We start from the raw sequence: 16,984 nt of genomic DNA on the forward strand, positions 1-16,984 counted from the left end.
GCGGTTACAATTTCGACTCGCCAAGCAGATGTGGAGACACTATCTTTTGAATATCACGAGGGATTGGCATGACGAAATTTACCGGACCGCCACCGCTTGAAGGCCTGAAACGCAGGATCGCCGCCCATCGCCGCGACCGCGATGGCGCGATTCCCAAGAACGACAAGAACGGCATGTTCGTGCGCCAGACATTCTGCATGACGCGGACGGAAGCGCGCGCCAAGGCGAAAGAATGGTTCGACGAATACCCCAAGGCCGCCTACTGGACCGAGGTCGAGAGCTGGCGGCAGCTGGAAGGTGACCGGATCGAGTTTACCATGCGGCGGTTGCCCTCGGCGGACTGATAAGGCGACACCGAGTTGACAGCGGATTGGCCTGAACCAATAATGGTATTACCTTTGTATACCCTCAAGGAAAATCAATGCCGGGACCACATCCAGTTGCGGTGAAGCTCGATCCGGAGGTCCACGCCCGGATGCGGAAGCTTGCGCAGGCGCAGCACCGTTCCACGCACTACCTGATGCGCGAGGCTATCGCGCAATATGTTGAGCGTGAGGAAAAGCGTGCGGCGTTTCGGCAGGATGCTTTGGAGGCGTGGTCTGCTTATCAGGCGAGTGGATCGCATCTCAATCAGACAGAAGCCGATGAGTGGTTGGCCAAGCTTGAGGCCGGGCAGGACGTGGAACCGCCTGAATGCCACAACTGATCTGGACGCCAGAAGCACTCAGGGACGTTCAGCGCTGTTATCGTTTTCTTGCCCCGAAAAATCCAGATGCTGCATCTCGGGCGATAAAGTCCATTCGCGAAAAGATGCGGATGATCGTGACGCATCCGGCCATTGGCCGCCCCGTCGACAAGATGGCCCCGGAATTTCGGGAATTGCTTATTCCGTTTGGTGAGAGCGGCTATGTCGCGCTTTACCGTTTGGATGGTGATCTGGCCGTGGTTTTGGCCGTGCGTCATCAAAATGAAGCTGGTTACACCTGATCGCGCGTACTTCTCGTGAAGAGCCTCAGCTTCTACTTTCCGCCGCCCGCAACCGGCTTTCACCCAGCACGCCGCTTTCATCCAGAATGGGATGCGCTACCGACACGATGTGGGCGTTGATGCGCTTGAGGTCTCGCAGCATGTCGAGGTGGAGGGAGCTGGTCTGGAGGCTTTCCATCAGGCCGTCGCGCAGGCGCTCCAGATGGCGGCCGGAGGAGCGTTTTTCGAGGCGGCGGATGTCGATCTTGATTTCCATGAGGCGGCGGGCGAGCGCGAAATCGCCGGTGACGAGAATGCTCTGCGCGGAGCGCAGGTTTTCTATCGTCATGTCGAACAGGGTCTTCAGCTCGTCATAGCCCTCATCGGAAAATTTGAAGCCGTTCAGAACCTTCTTGCGGATCTGCTCGCACAAGCCTTTCTCGATGATATCGCCGATATGTTCGAGATTGATGGCGTAATCGATGATGGTGATCGAGCGGCGGGCGTCGTGTTCGTCCAGACCTTTGCGGCCCAGCTGGGAGAGATAGATTTTCACCTCCTGCTGCAGCCGGTCCACCTTCTTTTCCAGCGTGGTGATTTCGGCGAGCGGGGCGAGATCATTGTGTTTGAAGGCGTTCTCGGTGCGGATCAGCATGCGCTCGATGGCGTCGCCGACGACCAGAACTTCGCGGGTGGCGTTGGCGAGTGCCACGACCGGCGTATCCAGAGCATCCGCATCGAGAAATTTCGGGCCGTCATCGGCCTGAACATCGGCTGGCACGATTTTCGCCATCATATCCGAGACAAAACCGGACAGCGGCCATGCAACGATGGTGAGCAGAATATTGAAGATGAGATGCGCATCCACCGGCAGCATGCTTTCCGCAAGCGGCAGTTTTTGCAGGGCTTCTGCGCCATAGGAGGCAAGCGGAAGTGCGATGGCGCAGCCGACCGCGCGGATGATGAGGTTGCCGAGCGTGATGCGCCGTGCCGAGGCCGGGGCGCTGAGCGTTGCGATGACCGGCGGGATTGCGCCGCCGAGATTAGCACCGAGGATCAGCACTATGATGAGGCCGGTGGAAAGAATATCCGCCGAGGCGAGCGAGAGGATCAGCACCACCATCGCAAGGCTGGAGGATGAGAAAAAGGCCATGGCGGCGGAAAGCAGCAGTGCTACCGGCCATGCATCATCGAGAAGGCCGATGAAGGCTCCGAGTGCGGGAGAGGCGCGCATCGGTTCGGTGGCGTTGCTGAGCAGATGCAGCGAAAGCAGCATGAGGCCGACGCCGACCAGCGCCGTGCCGCCACCTTGGCGGGCATTCGATGTGCCTTTGCGCAGCACGATGCCGGAAAGGATGAGGAGCGGGGAGAGCCAAGCGACGCCTGTCGCGAAAATCCATGCTGTGACGGCGGTGCCGACATTGGCACCGAGAAGAACGATCTGCGCCATGCGCGGGCGGATCAGTTCTCGTTCCGCGAATGATGCCACGGTGAGGGCCGTTGCGGTGGAACTCTGAAGCGCAATCGTTGCGAAAAAGCCGGAAAGGAAGGAGCGCGGGCCGTTCTTGGTGCCGGTGGCAAGGGCGGTTCTAAGCTTGACGCCGAAGGCGCGCGTCACGCCGTCCTTGACTTGCGCAAGGCCGAACAGAAGCAGGGCAACCGCTCCCAGCAGATTGACGATAACGATCGTGGATTCCATTTTGCGGCCACTCCTTTCCGTCTTTTCTGTTTTTTATCAGAAGAGCCTTACCCGAAGCCGTTTCAAGTAGAGTTCCTGCTTCAAACTTTTGCTGGAAATGCTTCAGGGCATTCTACAATGCGAAAAGTTTACGGGCAGGAAACATCTTAGTTGGCTAAACAAATATAGGCGCCGCTGGTTGCGGCGTACAGGGCCGTTTGCGACATTTTTCCTTCCAAAGCGGAAGTGATTTCACTCCCAGGCAGTCTGCCGCAGGGCTTCCCCGGCAATCATTGCGGCAGACATGGCGACGTTGATGGAGCGCTGGCCTTCGACCATGGGAATGATGACGCGTTCGTCCGATTTTTCATGGACGTTATCGGGCACGCCAGCGCTTTCCCGCCCGAAGAGAAGAATGTCGTCGGCGCGGTAATCGATTTTGGTATAGGGCAGGGCCGCCTTGGTGGAAGCCAGCACCAGACGTCGCCCGGTGGAGGCGCGCCATTCTTCGAAACGTTCCCAGTTCATATGCCGGGTGAGGGAGGCCATGGCGAGATAATCCATGCCTGCGCGCTTCAGGTTGCGGTCGGAAATATCGAAGCCAGCGGGCTCGATAATATCCACGCCGATGCCGAGGCAGGCGGCCAGTCTCAGAATGGTGCCGGTATTGCCAGGAATATCGGGCTGATAAAGGGCGATCCTGATATCCGGCATTAGGGCTTCCTTTTATTGGTGAGGCCGAGGCGGTTAGCATGGGAGACGCCGTATGAATAGACGCTGCGGTTTCCCGCCTGTCACTTAAAGGCCACAAGTTCTGGCTGCGCGGCGCAATCTTTGATTTGCAGCCGTTTCCGGCTGGTCAATGCTCATATTTTAAGCTACAAGAGCGCATCTTCAACACCAGCCTCAGGAGGTTCAGATGAATATTCACGTTCGATATCGCCTCCCAGCCTTTGTAGTGCCCAATCAGGCCTAGGTGTATCTCTGCGGAGCTTCCGCAATCTTCCTATTTAAAGAATCGTCATGTGGCTGTTACGGCCACGTTCCATGTGTTTTCCCGTTCTGGCTGTGGGAGCCTTCCTCCTGCCGCATCGTTCTTTCGGGGTATTCTATCCGGAGCTTGGCCAAATGTTCGGCTGGTTTGAAAAAAGACTCGATCCATTTCCCTCTTCTGCGCCGTCCACGCCGCCGAAGACGCTGATTGCCTTCATGTGGCACTATGTGAAGCCCGCATGGCCGTGGCTGCTGCTACTTGGCCTGATGTCCATGGGCATCGCGGTTGCGGAAGCGATGCTCTATAAATTCCTGGGCAATATCGTGGACTGGCTGTCTACCGCCAACCGCGAGACATTCTTTGCGGATGAGGGCATGCACCTGATCGGCATGGGTGCGCTGGTGCTGATTGCGCTGCCTTTGATGGGCGCGATCCACACCATGACCATGCACCAGACGCTGGCCGGCAACTTTGGCATGATTGCGCGCTGGCGGATGCACCGTTACCTGCTGCGCCATTCCATGACCTTCTTTGCCAACGAGTTTGCCGGACGTGTTTCGACAAAGGTGATGCAGACGGCGCTCGCAATCCGCGAAGTGGCGCTGAAGATCATCGATGTTTTCGTCTATGCCATCAGCTTCGTCATTTCGATGCTGTTCATGGTGGCGGCTGCGGATTGGCGGCTGGTGATACCGCTGCTCGTCTGGCTCGGCATCTACATCTGCATTCTGACCTATTTCGTGCCGAAACTTGGCCGTCTGGCGCAAGAGCAGGCGGATGCGCGCTCCATGATGACGGGCCGTATCGTGGACAGCTACACCAACATCTCCACGATCAAGCTGTTTTCGCATGCCGGTCGCGAGGAGGTCTATGCGCGTGACGGGATGAATGTGTTCCTTGGAACGGTTCATCGCCAGATGCGCAAGATTTCCGGCTTCAACATGATGATCGACATCAACAATGCGATTGTGATGTTTTCGACTGCCGGTCTCGGCCTGTATTTCTGGATGCAGGGTTCGGTCAGCGCGGGTTCCGTTGCCATTGCCATCAGCCTTTCCATGCGCGTCAACGGTATGTCGCAGTGGATCATGTGGGAAGTGACGGCGCTGTTCGAAAATATCGGCACGGTCTATGACGGCATGTCGATGATGACGAAGGCGCATGACATCGTGGATGTTGCCAATGCGCCAGTGCTGGCGGCTCCCAAAGGCTCTATCCGCTACGACGACGTGCGGTTCCACTATGGCAAGAACAAGGGTGTCATCGATGGCCTGACGCTGGATATCAAGCCGGGTGAAAAAGTCGGTCTGGTCGGGCGCTCCGGCGCTGGCAAGACGACGCTGATGAACCTGTTGCTGCGCTTCTACGATCTGGAGGGCGGCAGGATCACTATTGACGGTCAGGATATTTCGAAGGTGTCGCAGGACAGTCTTCGCAGCCTGATCGGCGTGGTGACGCAGGATACATCGCTGCTGCACCGCTCGATCCGCGATAACATCGCCTATGGTCATCCCGGGGCGACGGATGAGGAAATCATTGCGGCGGCCAAGCGTGCCAATGCGTGGGACTTCATCGAATCGCTGGTGGATATGCATGGCCGCGAAGCGCTGGATGCGCAGGTGGGCGAGCGTGGCGTGAAGCTTTCCGGCGGTCAGCGCCAGCGTATCGCCATTGCCCGCGTGTTCCTGAAGAACGCTCCGATCCTCGTTCTGGACGAAGCGACATCTGCGCTAGACAGCGAGGTGGAGCAGGCCATTCAGGAAAACCTGTTCGCGCTGATGGAAGGCAAGACCGTGATTGCGATTGCGCACCGCCTTTCGACGCTGACCGAGATGGATCTCCTGATCATTCTCGACAAGGGCCGGATCGTGGAGGCGGGCACCCATTCGGAGCTTGTGGCGGAGGGTGGTATCTATGCCGATCTCTGGCACCGCCAGTCCGGCGGCTTCATTGCCGATGAGGAACAGGAAATGAAGGCCGCTGGCGAGTAAAAGGCAGCGGCACCATCCTTAAACAGATCAAAGCCCGTGCTCGTCGGAGTGCGGGCTTTTTGTTTGGATGATTTCACTGGTGTTGCTGTATCGAAGCGGGCTTTCTGCCTCGTTTCGCGAGGGCTGCGTGGTTAAGCAGATGTGAAGAACCCACTCAATATTTTGCACGCAATATCTCGTCGATATCTCGCATTTTATCTCATGTATACCGTTACTAATCACGAATATGTTCATTCAATACTATGCTATTTTGTGTGTTACTCTTGGGATTTTAATTAAATATTTAGCGAATCCGGATGATTAGATTGTTCAATCACATAATCTATTCTCGTTTTGTTTTGAGGTTGCCGATATGAATATGAAAATCCGGGTGCTTCTGCCACTCCTGTTCAGCCTGCTCGTCGTCTTTGGTGTCGGGCAGGGTGTTCTGGCTCTGTTTGCGATCAATACTATCGACACGCAGGTCGGCAATATTTCCAAACGTCTGGATCGCACGGTTCAGATTGGCGAGATGGAAGGAAGTTTCTCGGATGTACGGCGCCAGTTTACATTGATACTTGCCGCGCAGACGCCAGAGGAGGCAAGGCCTTTGGTTCAGGCGGCGAAGGATGCTGCCCAGCGCAAGCAGGCTCAGTTCGATGCCTATGATCGCACGATTACGCTTCCCAAGACGCGTGCCCTTTTCGATCAGGTGAAGACTGCCATTGCCGAGTATGAGAGTGCCGGAAACAAGGTCATCGATCTCAAGCTGGCAGGTGATAATGCCGAAGCCAAGCGTGTCACCACCGAAGAAATGACGCCGACAGGTGCCAAGGCAGCGTCTTTGATGGCGCAGATGATTGCCATGAACGTAGAACTGGGCAACGCTGCGGAGGCGGCAGCCAAGGGATCCGCCAAGTCTGCATTCATCTCCACCTCCATCGCACTGGTGCTGGTTGCAGCCATTGCCATCATTGCCACGCTCCTGTCCTTCTTCCGCATAGCGCGCCCAATCGAGGACATTACGCGTTCCATGAACGCGCTGGCTTCGGGCGATACGGCCAGTGAAATTCCGCACGGCGCACGCAAGGACGAGATCGGCGATATGGCCGCTGCCGTCGCGGTGTTCCGTCAAAATGCGCTGGAGCGTGAGCGTCTGGAGCAGGAAGCGGAAGAAAGCCGCGATGCGAGCGAACAGCGCCGCATCGCGCGCGAAGAGCAGAAGGCACAGGAAGCAGCCGATGTTCAGTTTGCGGTGGATGGTTTGGCCGATGGCCTGCGCCATCTTGCCGATGGCGACATGACCTTCCGCCTGAATACGCCTTTCGTTGGTCAGCTGGATGGCGTTCGGTTGAACTATAATGAATCGGTCGAGAAGCTTCAGACGGTTCTGCGCTCGGTTGGCGAGAATGCCCGGATGATCGATGCTGGTGCGAATGAAATCCGTTCGGCAACGGAGGACCTCTCCAAGCGCACCGAGCAGCAGGCGGCATCCGTCGAGGAAACGGCGGCAGCACTGGAACAGGTGACGACTGCGGTAAAGGATTCCGCAGTGAAAGCTGGCGAGGCCGGTGAACTGGTGACGCAGACCCGTGCCGGTGCCGAGCGTTCTGGCGAGGTGGTGCGCAAGGCCGTGGTTGCGATGGAAGAGATCGAGAAGTCTTCGACCGAGATCAGCAGCATCATCGGTGTGATCGACGATATTGCCTTCCAGACCAACCTTCTTGCGCTGAACGCCGGTGTCGAAGCGGCGCGTGCGGGTGAGGCGGGCAAGGGCTTTGCCGTGGTTGCGCAGGAAGTGCGTGAACTGGCCCAGCGTTCGGCAAGTGCTGCGCGCGAAATCAAGACCCTGATCACCAAATCGGGCGAGCAGGTTCGCGATGGCGTGGAACTGGTTGGCGAGACCGGACGTGCGCTTCAATCCATCGTATCCGAGGTTCAGGAAATCAACCGCAATGTGACCGCCATCGTAGGTTCGGCAAAGGAGCAGTCGACGGGTCTTTCGGAGATCAATTCCGCCGTCAACCAGATGGATCAGGGCACACAGCAGAACGCTTCCATGGTGGAAGAGACAAGTGCTGCAACCCACAGCCTCGCTGCACAGGCAGCCTCTCTCATGGCGCTGCTGGGACAGTTCAAGCTGGAGGGTGGCGCACAGATCCGCGCGGTGTCATCGCAAGGCCACCGCACTTCGGAAACCGCAAAGCCATCGCCTGCACGCGCGCTCGGTCAGCGGCTGGCTTCTGCCTTCACCTCGAAGGGATCGGCTGCGGTTGCCGTTTCGCAGGATAGCTGGACGGAATTCTGATCGGTTCAAAGGAGTACCGTGTGGAAAGGCGGGAACATCTCCCGCCTTTTTTCATTTGAAGCCCATTACCAAAATATAATCCGCCGCGTTCTTTGCGACCTTCGAGAATCCGCCTATACCCTCAATATGATAATCACCCGTGTTTTCCGCTATTTTGAAAACTGGATCGAGCCCTTCGCCCGCAAGGACGATTTGAGGCCGCCGGAAGATACGTTTGCATTCATCTGGTTCTATCTGAAACAGGCCAAAGCGCCGTTCTTCGCCATGCTGGTTCTGGGTGGCCTGACTGCTGCCATCGAAGCTGCGCTGTTCTGGTTCGTCGGGCGGCTGGTGGATATTCTCTCGACCGTCAAACCGGGTGACGGCTGGTCCGGGCTTCTGGCGAGCCATGGCTATGAGCTGATCGGGATGCTGTTCCTGATTGCTGTCGTCCGCTTCATCGTGACCATGATAACGGCGCTGGTGGATCAGCAGATCATCACGCCCGGCTTCTACAATCTTGTGCGCTGGCAGTCCTACATGCATGTGGCGCGGCAATCGCTGACCTTCTTTCAGAACGATTTTTCGGGGCGCATCGTCACCAAGGTATGGTCGGGCGGGCAGGCGGCGGGCGACCTTGTGACCTCGCTGATGGAAAGCGTCTGGTTTGTCGGCATCTACTCCGTTTCCATGCTTTTCCTGATCGGTGGTCTGGACTGGCGGCTTGCGGTTCTGGTGGTTGTCTGGGTCGGGATATTCGCGATGCTGGCGCGCTACTTCGTGCCGCGCATCCGCTTCCATTCCAAGGAAACCGCGGAAGCCGCCTCCATGCTTTCCGGGCGCATGGTGGATGCTTATAGCAACATTCAGACGCTGAGGCTTTTCGGCCGCGACGATGCCAATGACCGCTACATGCGGCAGGGCTTCGACATTTTCCAGCATGCGACGATGACCTTTACCCGCTTCATTACCGGGGTCCGGGCATCCATGGCGCTGCTTTCAGGCGTCATGATCACGTCCATGGCGGCGCTGTGTATCGATCTTTGGCTGGCGGGCAAGATCAGCTCGGGGGCGGTTGCCTTCACGCTGGCGCTGGTGCTGCGCCTCAACTTTCTGCTTGGCCGGTTGATGACGCAGTTCAACGGCATCATGCGCAATTTCGGCACGGTGCAGAATGCCGCCGAGCTTATTTCCCAGCCGATCGGTCTTGTGGATGCTGCCGACGCGCGACCCTTGACGGTAAAGACGCCGAGCGTTCATTTCCAGAATATCAGCTTCCATTACGGACGCGGCAAGGGTGTCATCGATCATCTCGATCTTGCGATTGCACCGGGCGAAAAGGTCGGCATCGTCGGGCGGTCCGGCGCGGGCAAGTCGACGCTGGTCAATCTTCTCTTACGTTTCTACGATGTCGAGCAGGGGCGTATTCTCATCGATGGGCAGGATATCGCGCATGTGACGCAGGAGACGCTGCGCGCGCATATCGGCATGGTGACGCAGGATACCTCTCTGCTGCACCGCTCCATTCGCGATAACATCATGTTCGGGCGGATGGATGCCACCGAAGAGCAGCTGCGGGAGGCAACGCGCCGCGCCAAGGCGGATGACTTCATTGCCCGGCTGGAAGACCAGCGGGGACGCAAAGGTTTCGACGCGCATGTGGGCGAGCGCGGCGTGAAACTCTCCGGCGGCCAGTGCCAGCGCATCGCGATTGCCCGCGTGATGCTGAAGGACGCGCCGATCCTCATTCTCGACGAGGCGACATCTGCGCTGGATTCCGAAGTCGAGGCCGCGATCCAGAGCAATCTTGATGAATTGATGCACGGCAAGACCGTGCTCGCCATCGCACACCGGCTCTCCACCATCGCCGCACTCGACCGGCTGGTGGTGATGGATGCGGGCCGCATCGTGGAGCAGGGCACGCATGGCGAGCTTGTCTCGCGCGGCGGGCTTTACGCGGAGCTTTGGGCACGCCAGTCCGGCGGGTTTCTGGATGCAGATGAGGCGGCGCAGTAGGGGGTGTTGCTTCTTACTCCGCCATCCTGGGCTTGTGCCACTGCTGTCTGGTTTAAACTTATAGGTTAGTTTGGGGCGAGAACAGCTCCCCCACCCGTCACCCCGCACTTGATGCGGGGTCCAGCAGACGCGCGTCTGCGCGTCGAAGAAAGTTCTTTCAGACCAAGGACTTGGTCTGACTGGATACCGGGTCAAGCCCGGTATGACGGAAGTGGGGTTGCGCCGTCGCCACCCTGCTCCAAACGCGGTCAAAGGGCGTGCCAAGCGGATTTCAAGGATGGAACTTCAATGCATTCAAAGCCTTGCCCCGCATCCGCACATTTAAACTAAACAGCAGCGGGACACGCCCGAGGAGGGTGGAACCGCTGAACTACCCGACGTGGAAATTGTACAGGAATGCCTGTCGATTTAAACCGCACGGTATTGCGCAAAGACGCAAGTGGTGCGGTCTCCCTCGCAACAACATCACCGCGCCGAAATCATAAAATCCGCAACCAGCCCATAATGGTTCGACCCCAGAGCCTCCGGCAATCGCTCAAGCTTAACCAGTGTCGCAGGCTTTCGCGCAAAAACATGGTCTATGGCGATGCCGAATTTTCCGGCCTCTACCGGCCATGTCGCCGGCTCCCATTGCGCTTTCATCAGGCCTGTGGTCTGGAGAAAATTGCGCATGTCCGGCACGATACTTGCGGAATTGAAGTCGCCGCCGAGGATGAGGGGGCCGGTCGTGCCGTTCAGGGTTCGGGCAAGACGGCGCAATTCGTTGTTGTGGTATTCATCGAAATAGGGCTTTGCCAGATGCGCTTGGGCGAGCGTCATCGGCACGCCATCGAAATCGATTGTCGCAACGCCGATGCGGTCGCGGCTGACATAGCTGAGGCTGCCGATCTTTGCATCGTTCAGCGGGCGCTTTGAAAGCATCAGGAGATCGCAGGATGGCGTACCGGTGCCGCAGCCGAGGCGATAAGGGTAGGTTTGTTGCAGCCGGGGCAGAACATCGATCAATGCCGCAGCCTCCATCACGTAAACCACGTCCGCATTCGATGCGAGAATCGTATCCGCGATTGATTCGGCATTGGCGCGATTTTCCATCAGCACGTTGAAGGACAGAAGCCGGAAGGATTTGGCGCTTTCTGAAAACTGACCGTCCGTCGAAAATTCGTGGTGCATGTAAATGGCATGTGCGCCGAGCAGAAACGACCAGACGAACAGCACTGCGAAAATGCGCGCACGCAGCGCCAGCAGGCAAATAAGAGAGAGCGTGCCTGCGGCAAGCGCGATGTGAAGCTGGAAGCTGTTGACGAAGGCGAGCAGCCAGAAATCTTTTAAATATCGGACGCTTATGGAAAAAAGTGCTGCGATGAGCGCAGCTGAGGCGATGCAGGTGAGCCGTGCTTTCACGCTTAAATTCCCGTCTCTTCGCTCTCCCGCGTGTCGATTAGCACGCGGCTGCGTGCCGCACAATGTTGCACGATGGCCAGCCGGGCGGGAAAAGGGACGAAAAAATTGCCGAGCAAGGCGAAATTACGGCAGCTTTGTGAGCTTTCCTCTTGCCAAGGTCGGGCATATTTTGCGATCACACATATCAAGCGCGATTTCGTCTTCGCGCAGTATGACCGAGACCTTGGGGATGGAGTTTGTCTTGGATCAAATCATAGCGGGAGGACTCATGCGATTTTCAACAAAATTAGCGCAGAGGATGGTGTAGCGGTGAGCGAGCACGTAAATGACCATGACGCTTCGGGTGAACCCACTCGTCGCGATTTTCTTTATCTTGTAACGGGTATGGCGGGTGCTGTCGGCGCTGCTGCCGTGGCCTGGCCCTTCATTGACCAAATGCGTCCCGATGCTTCCACGCTTGCGCTTGCCTCCATCGAGGTCAACGTTGCCAGTGTCGAACCTGGCATGTCCCTGACCGTGAAGTGGCGCGGTAAGCCGATTTTCATTCGCAACCGCACCGAAAAGGAAATTCAGGAGGCCAACGCCGTTCAGTTGACCGATCTGAAGGACCCCGTTGCCCGCAATGCCAACCTGGCGGATGACGCGAAGGCGACCGATATCGACCGTTCTGCCGGACAGGGCAAGGAAAACTGGATCGTCATGATCGGCTCCTGCACCCATCTCGGCTGCGTTCCGCTCGGCCAGTCCGGCGATTTCGGCGGATGGTTCTGTCCCTGCCATGGCTCGCACTACGATACGGCGGGCCGCATTCGCAAAGGTCCGGCGCCGGAAAACCTGCATATTCCGACCTTCGCATTCACATCCGATACCGTGATCAGAATCGGATAAGGGGACATATGAAATGAGTGGTCATTCCAGTTACCAGCCCTCGACCGGTATCGAAAGATGGGTCGATTCCAGGCTTCCGCTGCCGCGCATGATCTATGACAGCTTCATAGCTTACCCGGTTCCGCGCAATCTGAACTACGCCTACACCTTCGGCGCGATGCTTGCCGTCATGCTGATCGTGCAGATCCTGACCGGCGTCGTGCTGGCCATGCATTATGCCGCCGAAACCACCGTCGCCTTCGTCTCCGTCGAAAAGATCATGCGTGACGTGAACCACGGCTGGCTTCTGCGCTACATGCATGCCAACGGTGCGTCCTTCTTCTTTATCGCGGTTTATCTGCACATCGCCCGCGGTCTCTATTACGGCTCCTATAAGGCTCCGCGGGAAATCCTCTGGATTCTCGGCTGCGTCATCTTCCTTCTGATGATGGCGGCGGGCTTCATGGGTTACGTTCTGCCCTGGGGCCAGATGTCCTTCTGGGGTGCGACGGTTATCACCGGCTTCTTTACGGCCTTTCCTGCTGTGGGTGAGTGGATCCAGCAGTTCCTGCTCGGTGGCTTTGCCGTCGACCAGCCGACGCTGAACCGCTTCTTCGCGCTGCATTACCTGCTGCCGTTCATGATTGCCGGTGTCGTCATCCTGCACATCTGGGCGCTGCACGTCACGGGCCAGACGAACCCGACGGGCGTCGAAGTGAAGAGCAAGACGGACACGGTTCCGTTCACGCCTTATGCTACGCTCAAGGATGCGCTCGGCGTTGCCGTGTTCCTGCTCGCCTATGCGTGGTTCGTGTTTTACATGCCGAACTTCCTTGGCCACCCGGACAACTACATCATGGCGGACCCGCTGAAGACCCCGGCGCACATCGTGCCTGAGTGGTACTTCCTGCCGTTCTACGCCATGCTGCGCGCCATTACCTTCAATGTCGGCCCCATCGATTCCAAGCTCGGCGGCGTTCTGGTGATGTTCGGTGCCATCGTGGTGCTGTTCTTCCTGCCCTGGCTCGATACGTCCAAGGTTCGTTCCGCGGTTTATCGCCCATGGTACAAGCTGTTCTTCTGGATTTTCGTGGCCAATGCCATCATGCTTGGCTGGCTCGGTTCGCGTCAGCCTTCCGATCTGTTCGTCACGATGTCGCAGCTGGGTACGCTCTATTACTTCGGTTTCTTCCTCATCATCATGCCTCTTCTCGGCCTGTTCGAGACGCCAAGGCGCATTCCGAATTCGATCACCGAGGCCGTTCTTGAAAAGAACAAGGCCAAGGCCGGGACTGCCGCGCCTGCGGCCGTCAAGATCTGAGTGCGAGAGAGGATAATGACAATGAAGAAGCTTGTAACGGGCATCGCGCTCATTGCCGCTCTCGGCGGGTTTACTGCGGCGTCGGCGCAGGAAGGTCATGGCGATCTTGCAGCCCAGACGGAACATGCGATTGCGGGTGGGCACTTTCCCATTCTGAAGCCGCATGAGGAAAAGTGGTCCTTTGCCGGTCCATTCGGCAAGTATGACAAGGCCCAGCTTCAGCGCGGCCTCAAGGTGTACAAGGAAGTCTGTTCCGCCTGCCACTCCATGAGCCTCGTTTCCTTCCGCACGCTGGAAGATCTCGGCTACTCGGAAGATCAGGTGAAGGCTTTCGCTGCGGAATATGAAGTGCAGGATGGCCCTAACGCCGATGGTGAAATGTTCACCCGCAAGGCGGTTCCGTCCGACCACTTCCCGTCGCCGTTCCCCAATAAGGAAGCGGCGGCAGCATCAAACGGCGGCGCGGCTCCTCCGGACATGTCGCTGCTTGCCAAGGCACGTGGCGTCGAACGCGGCTTCCCGCAATTCGTTTTCGACATGATCCCCATTGTCGGCGGTTATCAGGAAGGCGGCCCGGATTACATCCACGCGCTGCTGACCGGATATCAGGACCCGCCAGCCGGTGTCGAAGTGGCTGAAGGCACGCACTTCAACCCTTATTTCGTCAGCGCATCCGCCCTGAAGATGGCCCCGCCGATCAGCGCCGATCAGGTGACCTATGACGATGGTGCACCGCAGACGGTCGAGCAGTACTCGCACGACGTCGCCGCCTTCCTGATGTGGGCCGCCGAGCCGCATCTGGAAGAACGCAAACGCACCGGCTTCATGGTCATCGTTTTCCTGCTTATCTTCACCGGGCTACTCTACCTGACGAAAAAGTCGGTTTACGCTCGCAAGGAACATTGAGCGAAAGCTTTTGGACTGAATGATGGGCTCCCGCGTTTCCGCGCGGGGGCCTTTTTGCTTATTCAACAGCATTTTGTTGTTTTAAGATTTGCGCTCGCGTCAACCAGTTGCTGATGACGGTGTTTTTGCTTGGTATGAAGTGACCGAGTTGATAAGGTCGGCTGACATTCAATCCACTCCATCACATCTGGACCTCTTATGACCGTTATTGCTTCGGAGCTTGCTGCTGCCATTCGTTCCATTTCCGACTATCCGAAGCCGGGAATCATCTTCCGCGATATCACAACCCTTCTCGGTAATCCGCGCGCCTTCCGCCGCGCTGTCGATGAGCTGGTACAGCCCTATGCGGGCACCAAGATCGACAAGATTGCGGGTATGGAAGCGCGTGGCTTCATTCTGGGCGGTGCCGTCGCTCACCAGCTTTCGGCTGGTTTCGTGCCGATCCGCAAGAAGGGCAAGCTGCCGCACACCACGGTTCGCGTCGCCTACAGCCTCGAATACGGCGTGGATGAAATGGAAATGCACGTCGACGCCGTGCAGCCCGGTGAAAAGGTCATTCTGGTGGACGATCTGATCGCAACGGGTGGAACGGCGGAAGGCGCCGTCAAGCTGCTGCGCCAGATGGGTGCCGAAATCGTCTCCGCCTGCTTCGTCATCGACCTGCCGGATTTGGGCGGGCGCAAGAAGCTGGAAGATCTGGGCGTGGAAGTGCGCACGCTGGTTGAATTTTCGGGGCACTAATAGCCAATATTGAGACTGAAGTCCTTGCTCTGGCTTTGCTGAAGAGCGGAAGAGAGATTGCCTGTGCAAAAGCTGAAAGATTTCAAGACCTGGCTGTTTCGCCTTGTTCGATACACCGTCACACAGCCCAAACCTTGGAGCGATCCTGCTCTCAATGGGCGCAGCGTTATGGTCGTCGGTTCGGCGCCCAAGTCTACAAAGCCAGCTGACTTCGGTCCTTCCTATCTGGTCATTTCGATCAATGCTTCGCAGATCGTTGCGAGGGAATGGGGCGTCGAAAAGCCTGATATGACGTTGATGATGTTCCACCAGATCGAGGGCAAGTACAAGAACGCACAGGAAGTTCGCCGGGTTTTGAACGGCGAAAGAACCGGGCATCTCTATCTGCTTTTATGGCGGCACGATCTCAAGCGGCTGAAAGAAGGCCTGAAGCGGATCAACTACGGCTATGATCAGTTGTCGATTGTCGACCGCTACAGCCGAGTCGCACTTGTGCGCGCCATGACGGGTAAGCTGAATTTCGAGATTGGCCCTGAATCGAAGTATTCTAACGGTATTATCGGCGTAATGCTGGCGCTTCACAGTGGCGCGCAGCGGGTTGTGATCTCCGGCATCAATCCCGCATCGACTGGTCATATCTATAACGCCGAAAACCTGCATCGAAAGCATAGCGGACCCGATATGGATGCTTTGCGCCATATGCAGAAACTTGGCTTACCGGTCTACACTGCGGATCCAGAGGTTGCCAAAGCGACAGGGTTGCCGCTCTGGACGGGCGAGGCTTGAGAGGCGATTTTTACTCGAACTCCAGAACCTTGCTTTCGAAGCTCACGACCGGTTGGCCGTGTTGATTGATGCCTTCGTTCAGCGTCGTGTTCAGCAGCAGTCCGGGGCGTGATGCGAGCGGGCGTGACGCGAGAAGCGTGGCGTAATATATCACATCATCTCCCGCATAGACCGGGCGGAGCCATTTCAGATTGCTGAAGCCGGGGGAAGGGCCGAGCTTGGGGGGCGCGATTCCTTCCGCCTGCAAGCGTTTCACCTCTTTGACCCAGTAATCGAGGAAGCATCTCATCCATGTCGCACTGGTCTGCCAACCGGAGGCGCACAGGCCTTCGAAAACCGAGCTTCTGGCCTCCTCTTCACTGAGATGAAACGGCTGGGGATCGAATTTCTCTGCATAGCGGGTGATGGATTCGGCTGAGAAATGAACGGTGCCGAGTTCCAGACGCTGGCCGAGCGGGTAGAGTTCTGTGAACTTCATGCGGCTTTCTCCGCCGAAGTGGACAGCATGGCATTCAGTTCGGCAACACATACGGTCTCGCCGCGCTGGTTTTGCAACTCATGGCGAAGCTTGATGACGCCCATGCCCGGTCGTGATTTCGAAACGCGCTGCTCGATGACGGTGGATGTGCCGCTGAGGGTGTCGCCTGCCAGAACGGGTTTTTTCCACTCCACGAAATCGACGCCGAGGCCGGCTTGCGAGGGGGATTTACTGATATAGCTGTCCACCGTCATACGCATCAGTATGCCGCATGTGTGCCAGCCGGATGCGGCCAACCCACCGAGAATACTGGCCTTGCCTGCTTCTTCCGAGAGATGCATGGGCTGCGGATCGAACTCGGATGCGAACTCGATGATCTCATCCGCCGTCACCACCTTCGGCCCCAGCGCAAAGCTGCGCCCCGGCGTAAAATCTTCGAAACTGTATTTCACGAGCTTACTCCTCCGTCCCGTGATCCAGCTTTCAAGCTAACGCGAATATTTCCTTTACGTAAAGGTCAAATTCTTGATCGGTGGATGAAATTGGGTGATGGGAGGTTATGGGTGCCACGGA

At 57.4% G+C, this 16,984-nt stretch carries 16 protein-coding genes; 11 read left to right on the forward strand and 5 right to left on the reverse strand.

The window, feature by feature from the left end; genetic code table 11:
* The first annotated feature begins 68 nt into the window (after positions 1 to 68).
* The 3 genes from CFBP5473_RS04695 to CFBP5473_RS04705 all read left to right on the forward strand — a co-directional run bounded on the left by CFBP5473_RS04695 (position 69) and on the right by CFBP5473_RS04705 (position 987).
* Positions 69 to 344: a hypothetical protein gene (locus tag CFBP5473_RS04695; protein WP_027674229.1), complete on the forward strand. Its 276-nt coding sequence runs from the start codon at positions 69 to 71 to the stop codon at positions 342 to 344.
* Between the two features lie 77 nt (positions 345 to 421).
* The gene (locus CFBP5473_RS04700) at positions 422 to 706 is read left to right on the forward strand and encodes a CopG family ribbon-helix-helix protein (RefSeq protein WP_027674230.1); all 285 of its coding nucleotides are present in this window, start codon (positions 422 to 424) and stop codon (positions 704 to 706) included.
* Positions 694 to 987, forward strand: coding sequence for a type II toxin-antitoxin system RelE/ParE family toxin (locus CFBP5473_RS04705; RefSeq protein ID WP_027674231.1), 294 nt, complete (start codon positions 694 to 696; stop codon positions 985 to 987). Before CFBP5473_RS04700 ends, CFBP5473_RS04705 begins: the two co-directional genes overlap by 13 nt.
* Positions 988 to 1,012: 25 nt before the next feature.
* On the opposite strand, the gene CFBP5473_RS04710 is transcribed toward CFBP5473_RS04705, so the two are convergent.
* Together CFBP5473_RS04710 and CFBP5473_RS04715 are read right to left on the reverse strand one after the other, a co-directional pair.
* Complete coding sequence (locus tag CFBP5473_RS04710; RefSeq protein WP_027674232.1) at positions 1,013 to 2,665, reverse strand: Na/Pi cotransporter family protein; 1,653 nt, start codon at positions 2,663 to 2,665, stop codon at positions 1,013 to 1,015.
* Positions 2,666 to 2,896: 231 nt separating this feature from the next.
* Positions 2,897 to 3,358, reverse strand: coding sequence for a tRNA (cytidine(34)-2'-O)-methyltransferase (locus CFBP5473_RS04715; RefSeq protein ID WP_027674233.1), 462 nt, complete (start codon positions 3,356 to 3,358; stop codon positions 2,897 to 2,899).
* Between the two features lie 414 nt (positions 3,359 to 3,772).
* Here CFBP5473_RS04715 and CFBP5473_RS04720 point away from each other — a divergent pair, with 414 nt between their 5' ends.
* The 3 genes from CFBP5473_RS04720 (at position 3,773) to CFBP5473_RS04730 (ending at position 9,911) form a co-directional block, all read left to right on the forward strand.
* A complete protein-coding gene (locus tag CFBP5473_RS04720; protein ID WP_027674234.1) occupies positions 3,773 to 5,629 on the forward strand; it encodes an ABC transporter ATP-binding protein in 1,857 nt (618 codons plus the stop codon).
* A 352-nt stretch (positions 5,630 to 5,981) separates the two neighbouring features.
* Positions 5,982 to 7,916, forward strand: a complete 1,935-nt coding sequence (locus CFBP5473_RS04725) for a methyl-accepting chemotaxis protein (RefSeq protein ID WP_027674235.1) — start codon at positions 5,982 to 5,984, stop codon at positions 7,914 to 7,916.
* Between the two features lie 126 nt (positions 7,917 to 8,042).
* Complete coding sequence (locus CFBP5473_RS04730) at positions 8,043 to 9,911, forward strand: ABC transporter ATP-binding protein (RefSeq protein ID WP_027674236.1); 1,869 nt, start codon at positions 8,043 to 8,045, stop codon at positions 9,909 to 9,911.
* A 465-nt stretch (positions 9,912 to 10,376) separates the two neighbouring features.
* Here the strand turns inward: CFBP5473_RS04730 and CFBP5473_RS04735 are convergent, their stop codons facing one another.
* A complete protein-coding gene (locus tag CFBP5473_RS04735) occupies positions 10,377 to 11,312 on the reverse strand; it encodes an endonuclease/exonuclease/phosphatase family protein (protein WP_027674237.1) in 936 nt (311 codons plus the stop codon).
* A 384-nt stretch (positions 11,313 to 11,696) separates the two neighbouring features.
* Here CFBP5473_RS04735 and petA point away from each other — a divergent pair, with 384 nt between their 5' ends.
* The 5 genes from petA to CFBP5473_RS04760 all read left to right on the forward strand — a co-directional run bounded on the left by petA (position 11,697) and on the right by CFBP5473_RS04760 (position 15,933).
* Positions 11,697 to 12,200 carry a ubiquinol-cytochrome c reductase iron-sulfur subunit gene (gene petA, locus CFBP5473_RS04740; protein WP_420359738.1) on the forward strand — a complete coding sequence of 168 codons (504 nt, stop codon included), beginning with the start codon at positions 11,697 to 11,699 and terminating at the stop codon, positions 12,198 to 12,200.
* A 13-nt stretch (positions 12,201 to 12,213) separates the two neighbouring features.
* Complete coding sequence (locus tag CFBP5473_RS04745) at positions 12,214 to 13,500, forward strand: cytochrome b (RefSeq protein ID WP_027674239.1); 1,287 nt, start codon at positions 12,214 to 12,216, stop codon at positions 13,498 to 13,500.
* A 21-nt stretch (positions 13,501 to 13,521) separates the two neighbouring features.
* The gene (locus CFBP5473_RS04750) at positions 13,522 to 14,406 is read left to right on the forward strand and encodes a cytochrome c1 (RefSeq protein ID WP_027674240.1); all 885 of its coding nucleotides are present in this window, start codon (positions 13,522 to 13,524) and stop codon (positions 14,404 to 14,406) included.
* A gap of 198 nt (positions 14,407 to 14,604) precedes the next feature.
* Complete coding sequence (locus tag CFBP5473_RS04755; protein WP_027674241.1) at positions 14,605 to 15,147, forward strand: adenine phosphoribosyltransferase; 543 nt, start codon at positions 14,605 to 14,607, stop codon at positions 15,145 to 15,147.
* Positions 15,148 to 15,210: 63 nt separating this feature from the next.
* On the forward strand, positions 15,211 to 15,933 hold the full coding sequence (locus CFBP5473_RS04760; protein WP_037170781.1) for a hypothetical protein: 723 nt from the start codon (positions 15,211 to 15,213) through the stop codon (positions 15,931 to 15,933).
* Between the two features lie 10 nt (positions 15,934 to 15,943).
* Here CFBP5473_RS04760 and CFBP5473_RS04765 read toward each other — a convergent pair whose 3' ends face one another.
* Together CFBP5473_RS04765 and CFBP5473_RS04770 are read right to left on the reverse strand one after the other, a co-directional pair.
* On the reverse strand, positions 15,944 to 16,411 hold the full coding sequence (locus tag CFBP5473_RS04765) for a MaoC family dehydratase (protein WP_027674243.1): 468 nt from the start codon (positions 16,409 to 16,411) through the stop codon (positions 15,944 to 15,946).
* Positions 16,408 to 16,863: a MaoC family dehydratase gene (locus CFBP5473_RS04770; protein ID WP_051441188.1), complete on the reverse strand. Its 456-nt coding sequence runs from the start codon at positions 16,861 to 16,863 to the stop codon at positions 16,408 to 16,410. Before CFBP5473_RS04770 ends, CFBP5473_RS04765 begins: the two co-directional genes overlap by 4 nt.
* Between the last annotated feature and the right edge of the window lie 121 nt (positions 16,864 to 16,984).

The organism is Agrobacterium larrymoorei (genome assembly GCF_005145045.1).
Taxonomy (GTDB): domain Bacteria; phylum Pseudomonadota; class Alphaproteobacteria; order Rhizobiales; family Rhizobiaceae; genus Agrobacterium; species Agrobacterium larrymoorei.

What these genes read in the sequence shown, in the direction of transcription:
- CFBP5473_RS04755 (WP_027674241.1), top strand. Translation starts at nt 14,605, where the DNA reads ATGACCGTTATTGCTTCGGAGCTTGCTGCTGCCATTCGTTCCATTTCC.
- CFBP5473_RS04765 (WP_027674243.1), bottom strand. Translation starts at nt 16,411, where the DNA reads ATGAAGTTCACAGAACTCTACCCGCTCGGCCAGCGTCTGGAACTCGGC.
- CFBP5473_RS04710 (WP_027674232.1), bottom strand. Translation starts at nt 2,665, where the DNA reads ATGGAATCCACGATCGTTATCGTCAATCTGCTGGGAGCGGTTGCCCTG.
- CFBP5473_RS04745 (WP_027674239.1), top strand. Translation starts at nt 12,214, where the DNA reads ATGAGTGGTCATTCCAGTTACCAGCCCTCGACCGGTATCGAAAGATGG.
- CFBP5473_RS04720 (WP_027674234.1), top strand. Translation starts at nt 3,773, where the DNA reads ATGTTCGGCTGGTTTGAAAAAAGACTCGATCCATTTCCCTCTTCTGCG.
- CFBP5473_RS04730 (WP_027674236.1), top strand. Translation starts at nt 8,043, where the DNA reads ATGATAATCACCCGTGTTTTCCGCTATTTTGAAAACTGGATCGAGCCC.
- CFBP5473_RS04725 (WP_027674235.1), top strand. Translation starts at nt 5,982, where the DNA reads ATGAATATGAAAATCCGGGTGCTTCTGCCACTCCTGTTCAGCCTGCTC.
- CFBP5473_RS04750 (WP_027674240.1), top strand. Translation starts at nt 13,522, where the DNA reads ATGAAGAAGCTTGTAACGGGCATCGCGCTCATTGCCGCTCTCGGCGGG.
- CFBP5473_RS04700 (WP_027674230.1), top strand. Translation starts at nt 422, where the DNA reads ATGCCGGGACCACATCCAGTTGCGGTGAAGCTCGATCCGGAGGTCCAC.
- CFBP5473_RS04705 (WP_027674231.1), top strand. Translation starts at nt 694, where the DNA reads ATGCCACAACTGATCTGGACGCCAGAAGCACTCAGGGACGTTCAGCGC.
- CFBP5473_RS04715 (WP_027674233.1), bottom strand. Translation starts at nt 3,358, where the DNA reads ATGCCGGATATCAGGATCGCCCTTTATCAGCCCGATATTCCTGGCAAT.
- CFBP5473_RS04695 (WP_027674229.1), top strand. Translation starts at nt 69, where the DNA reads ATGACGAAATTTACCGGACCGCCACCGCTTGAAGGCCTGAAACGCAGG.
- petA (WP_420359738.1), top strand. Translation starts at nt 11,697, where the DNA reads ATGGCGGGTGCTGTCGGCGCTGCTGCCGTGGCCTGGCCCTTCATTGAC.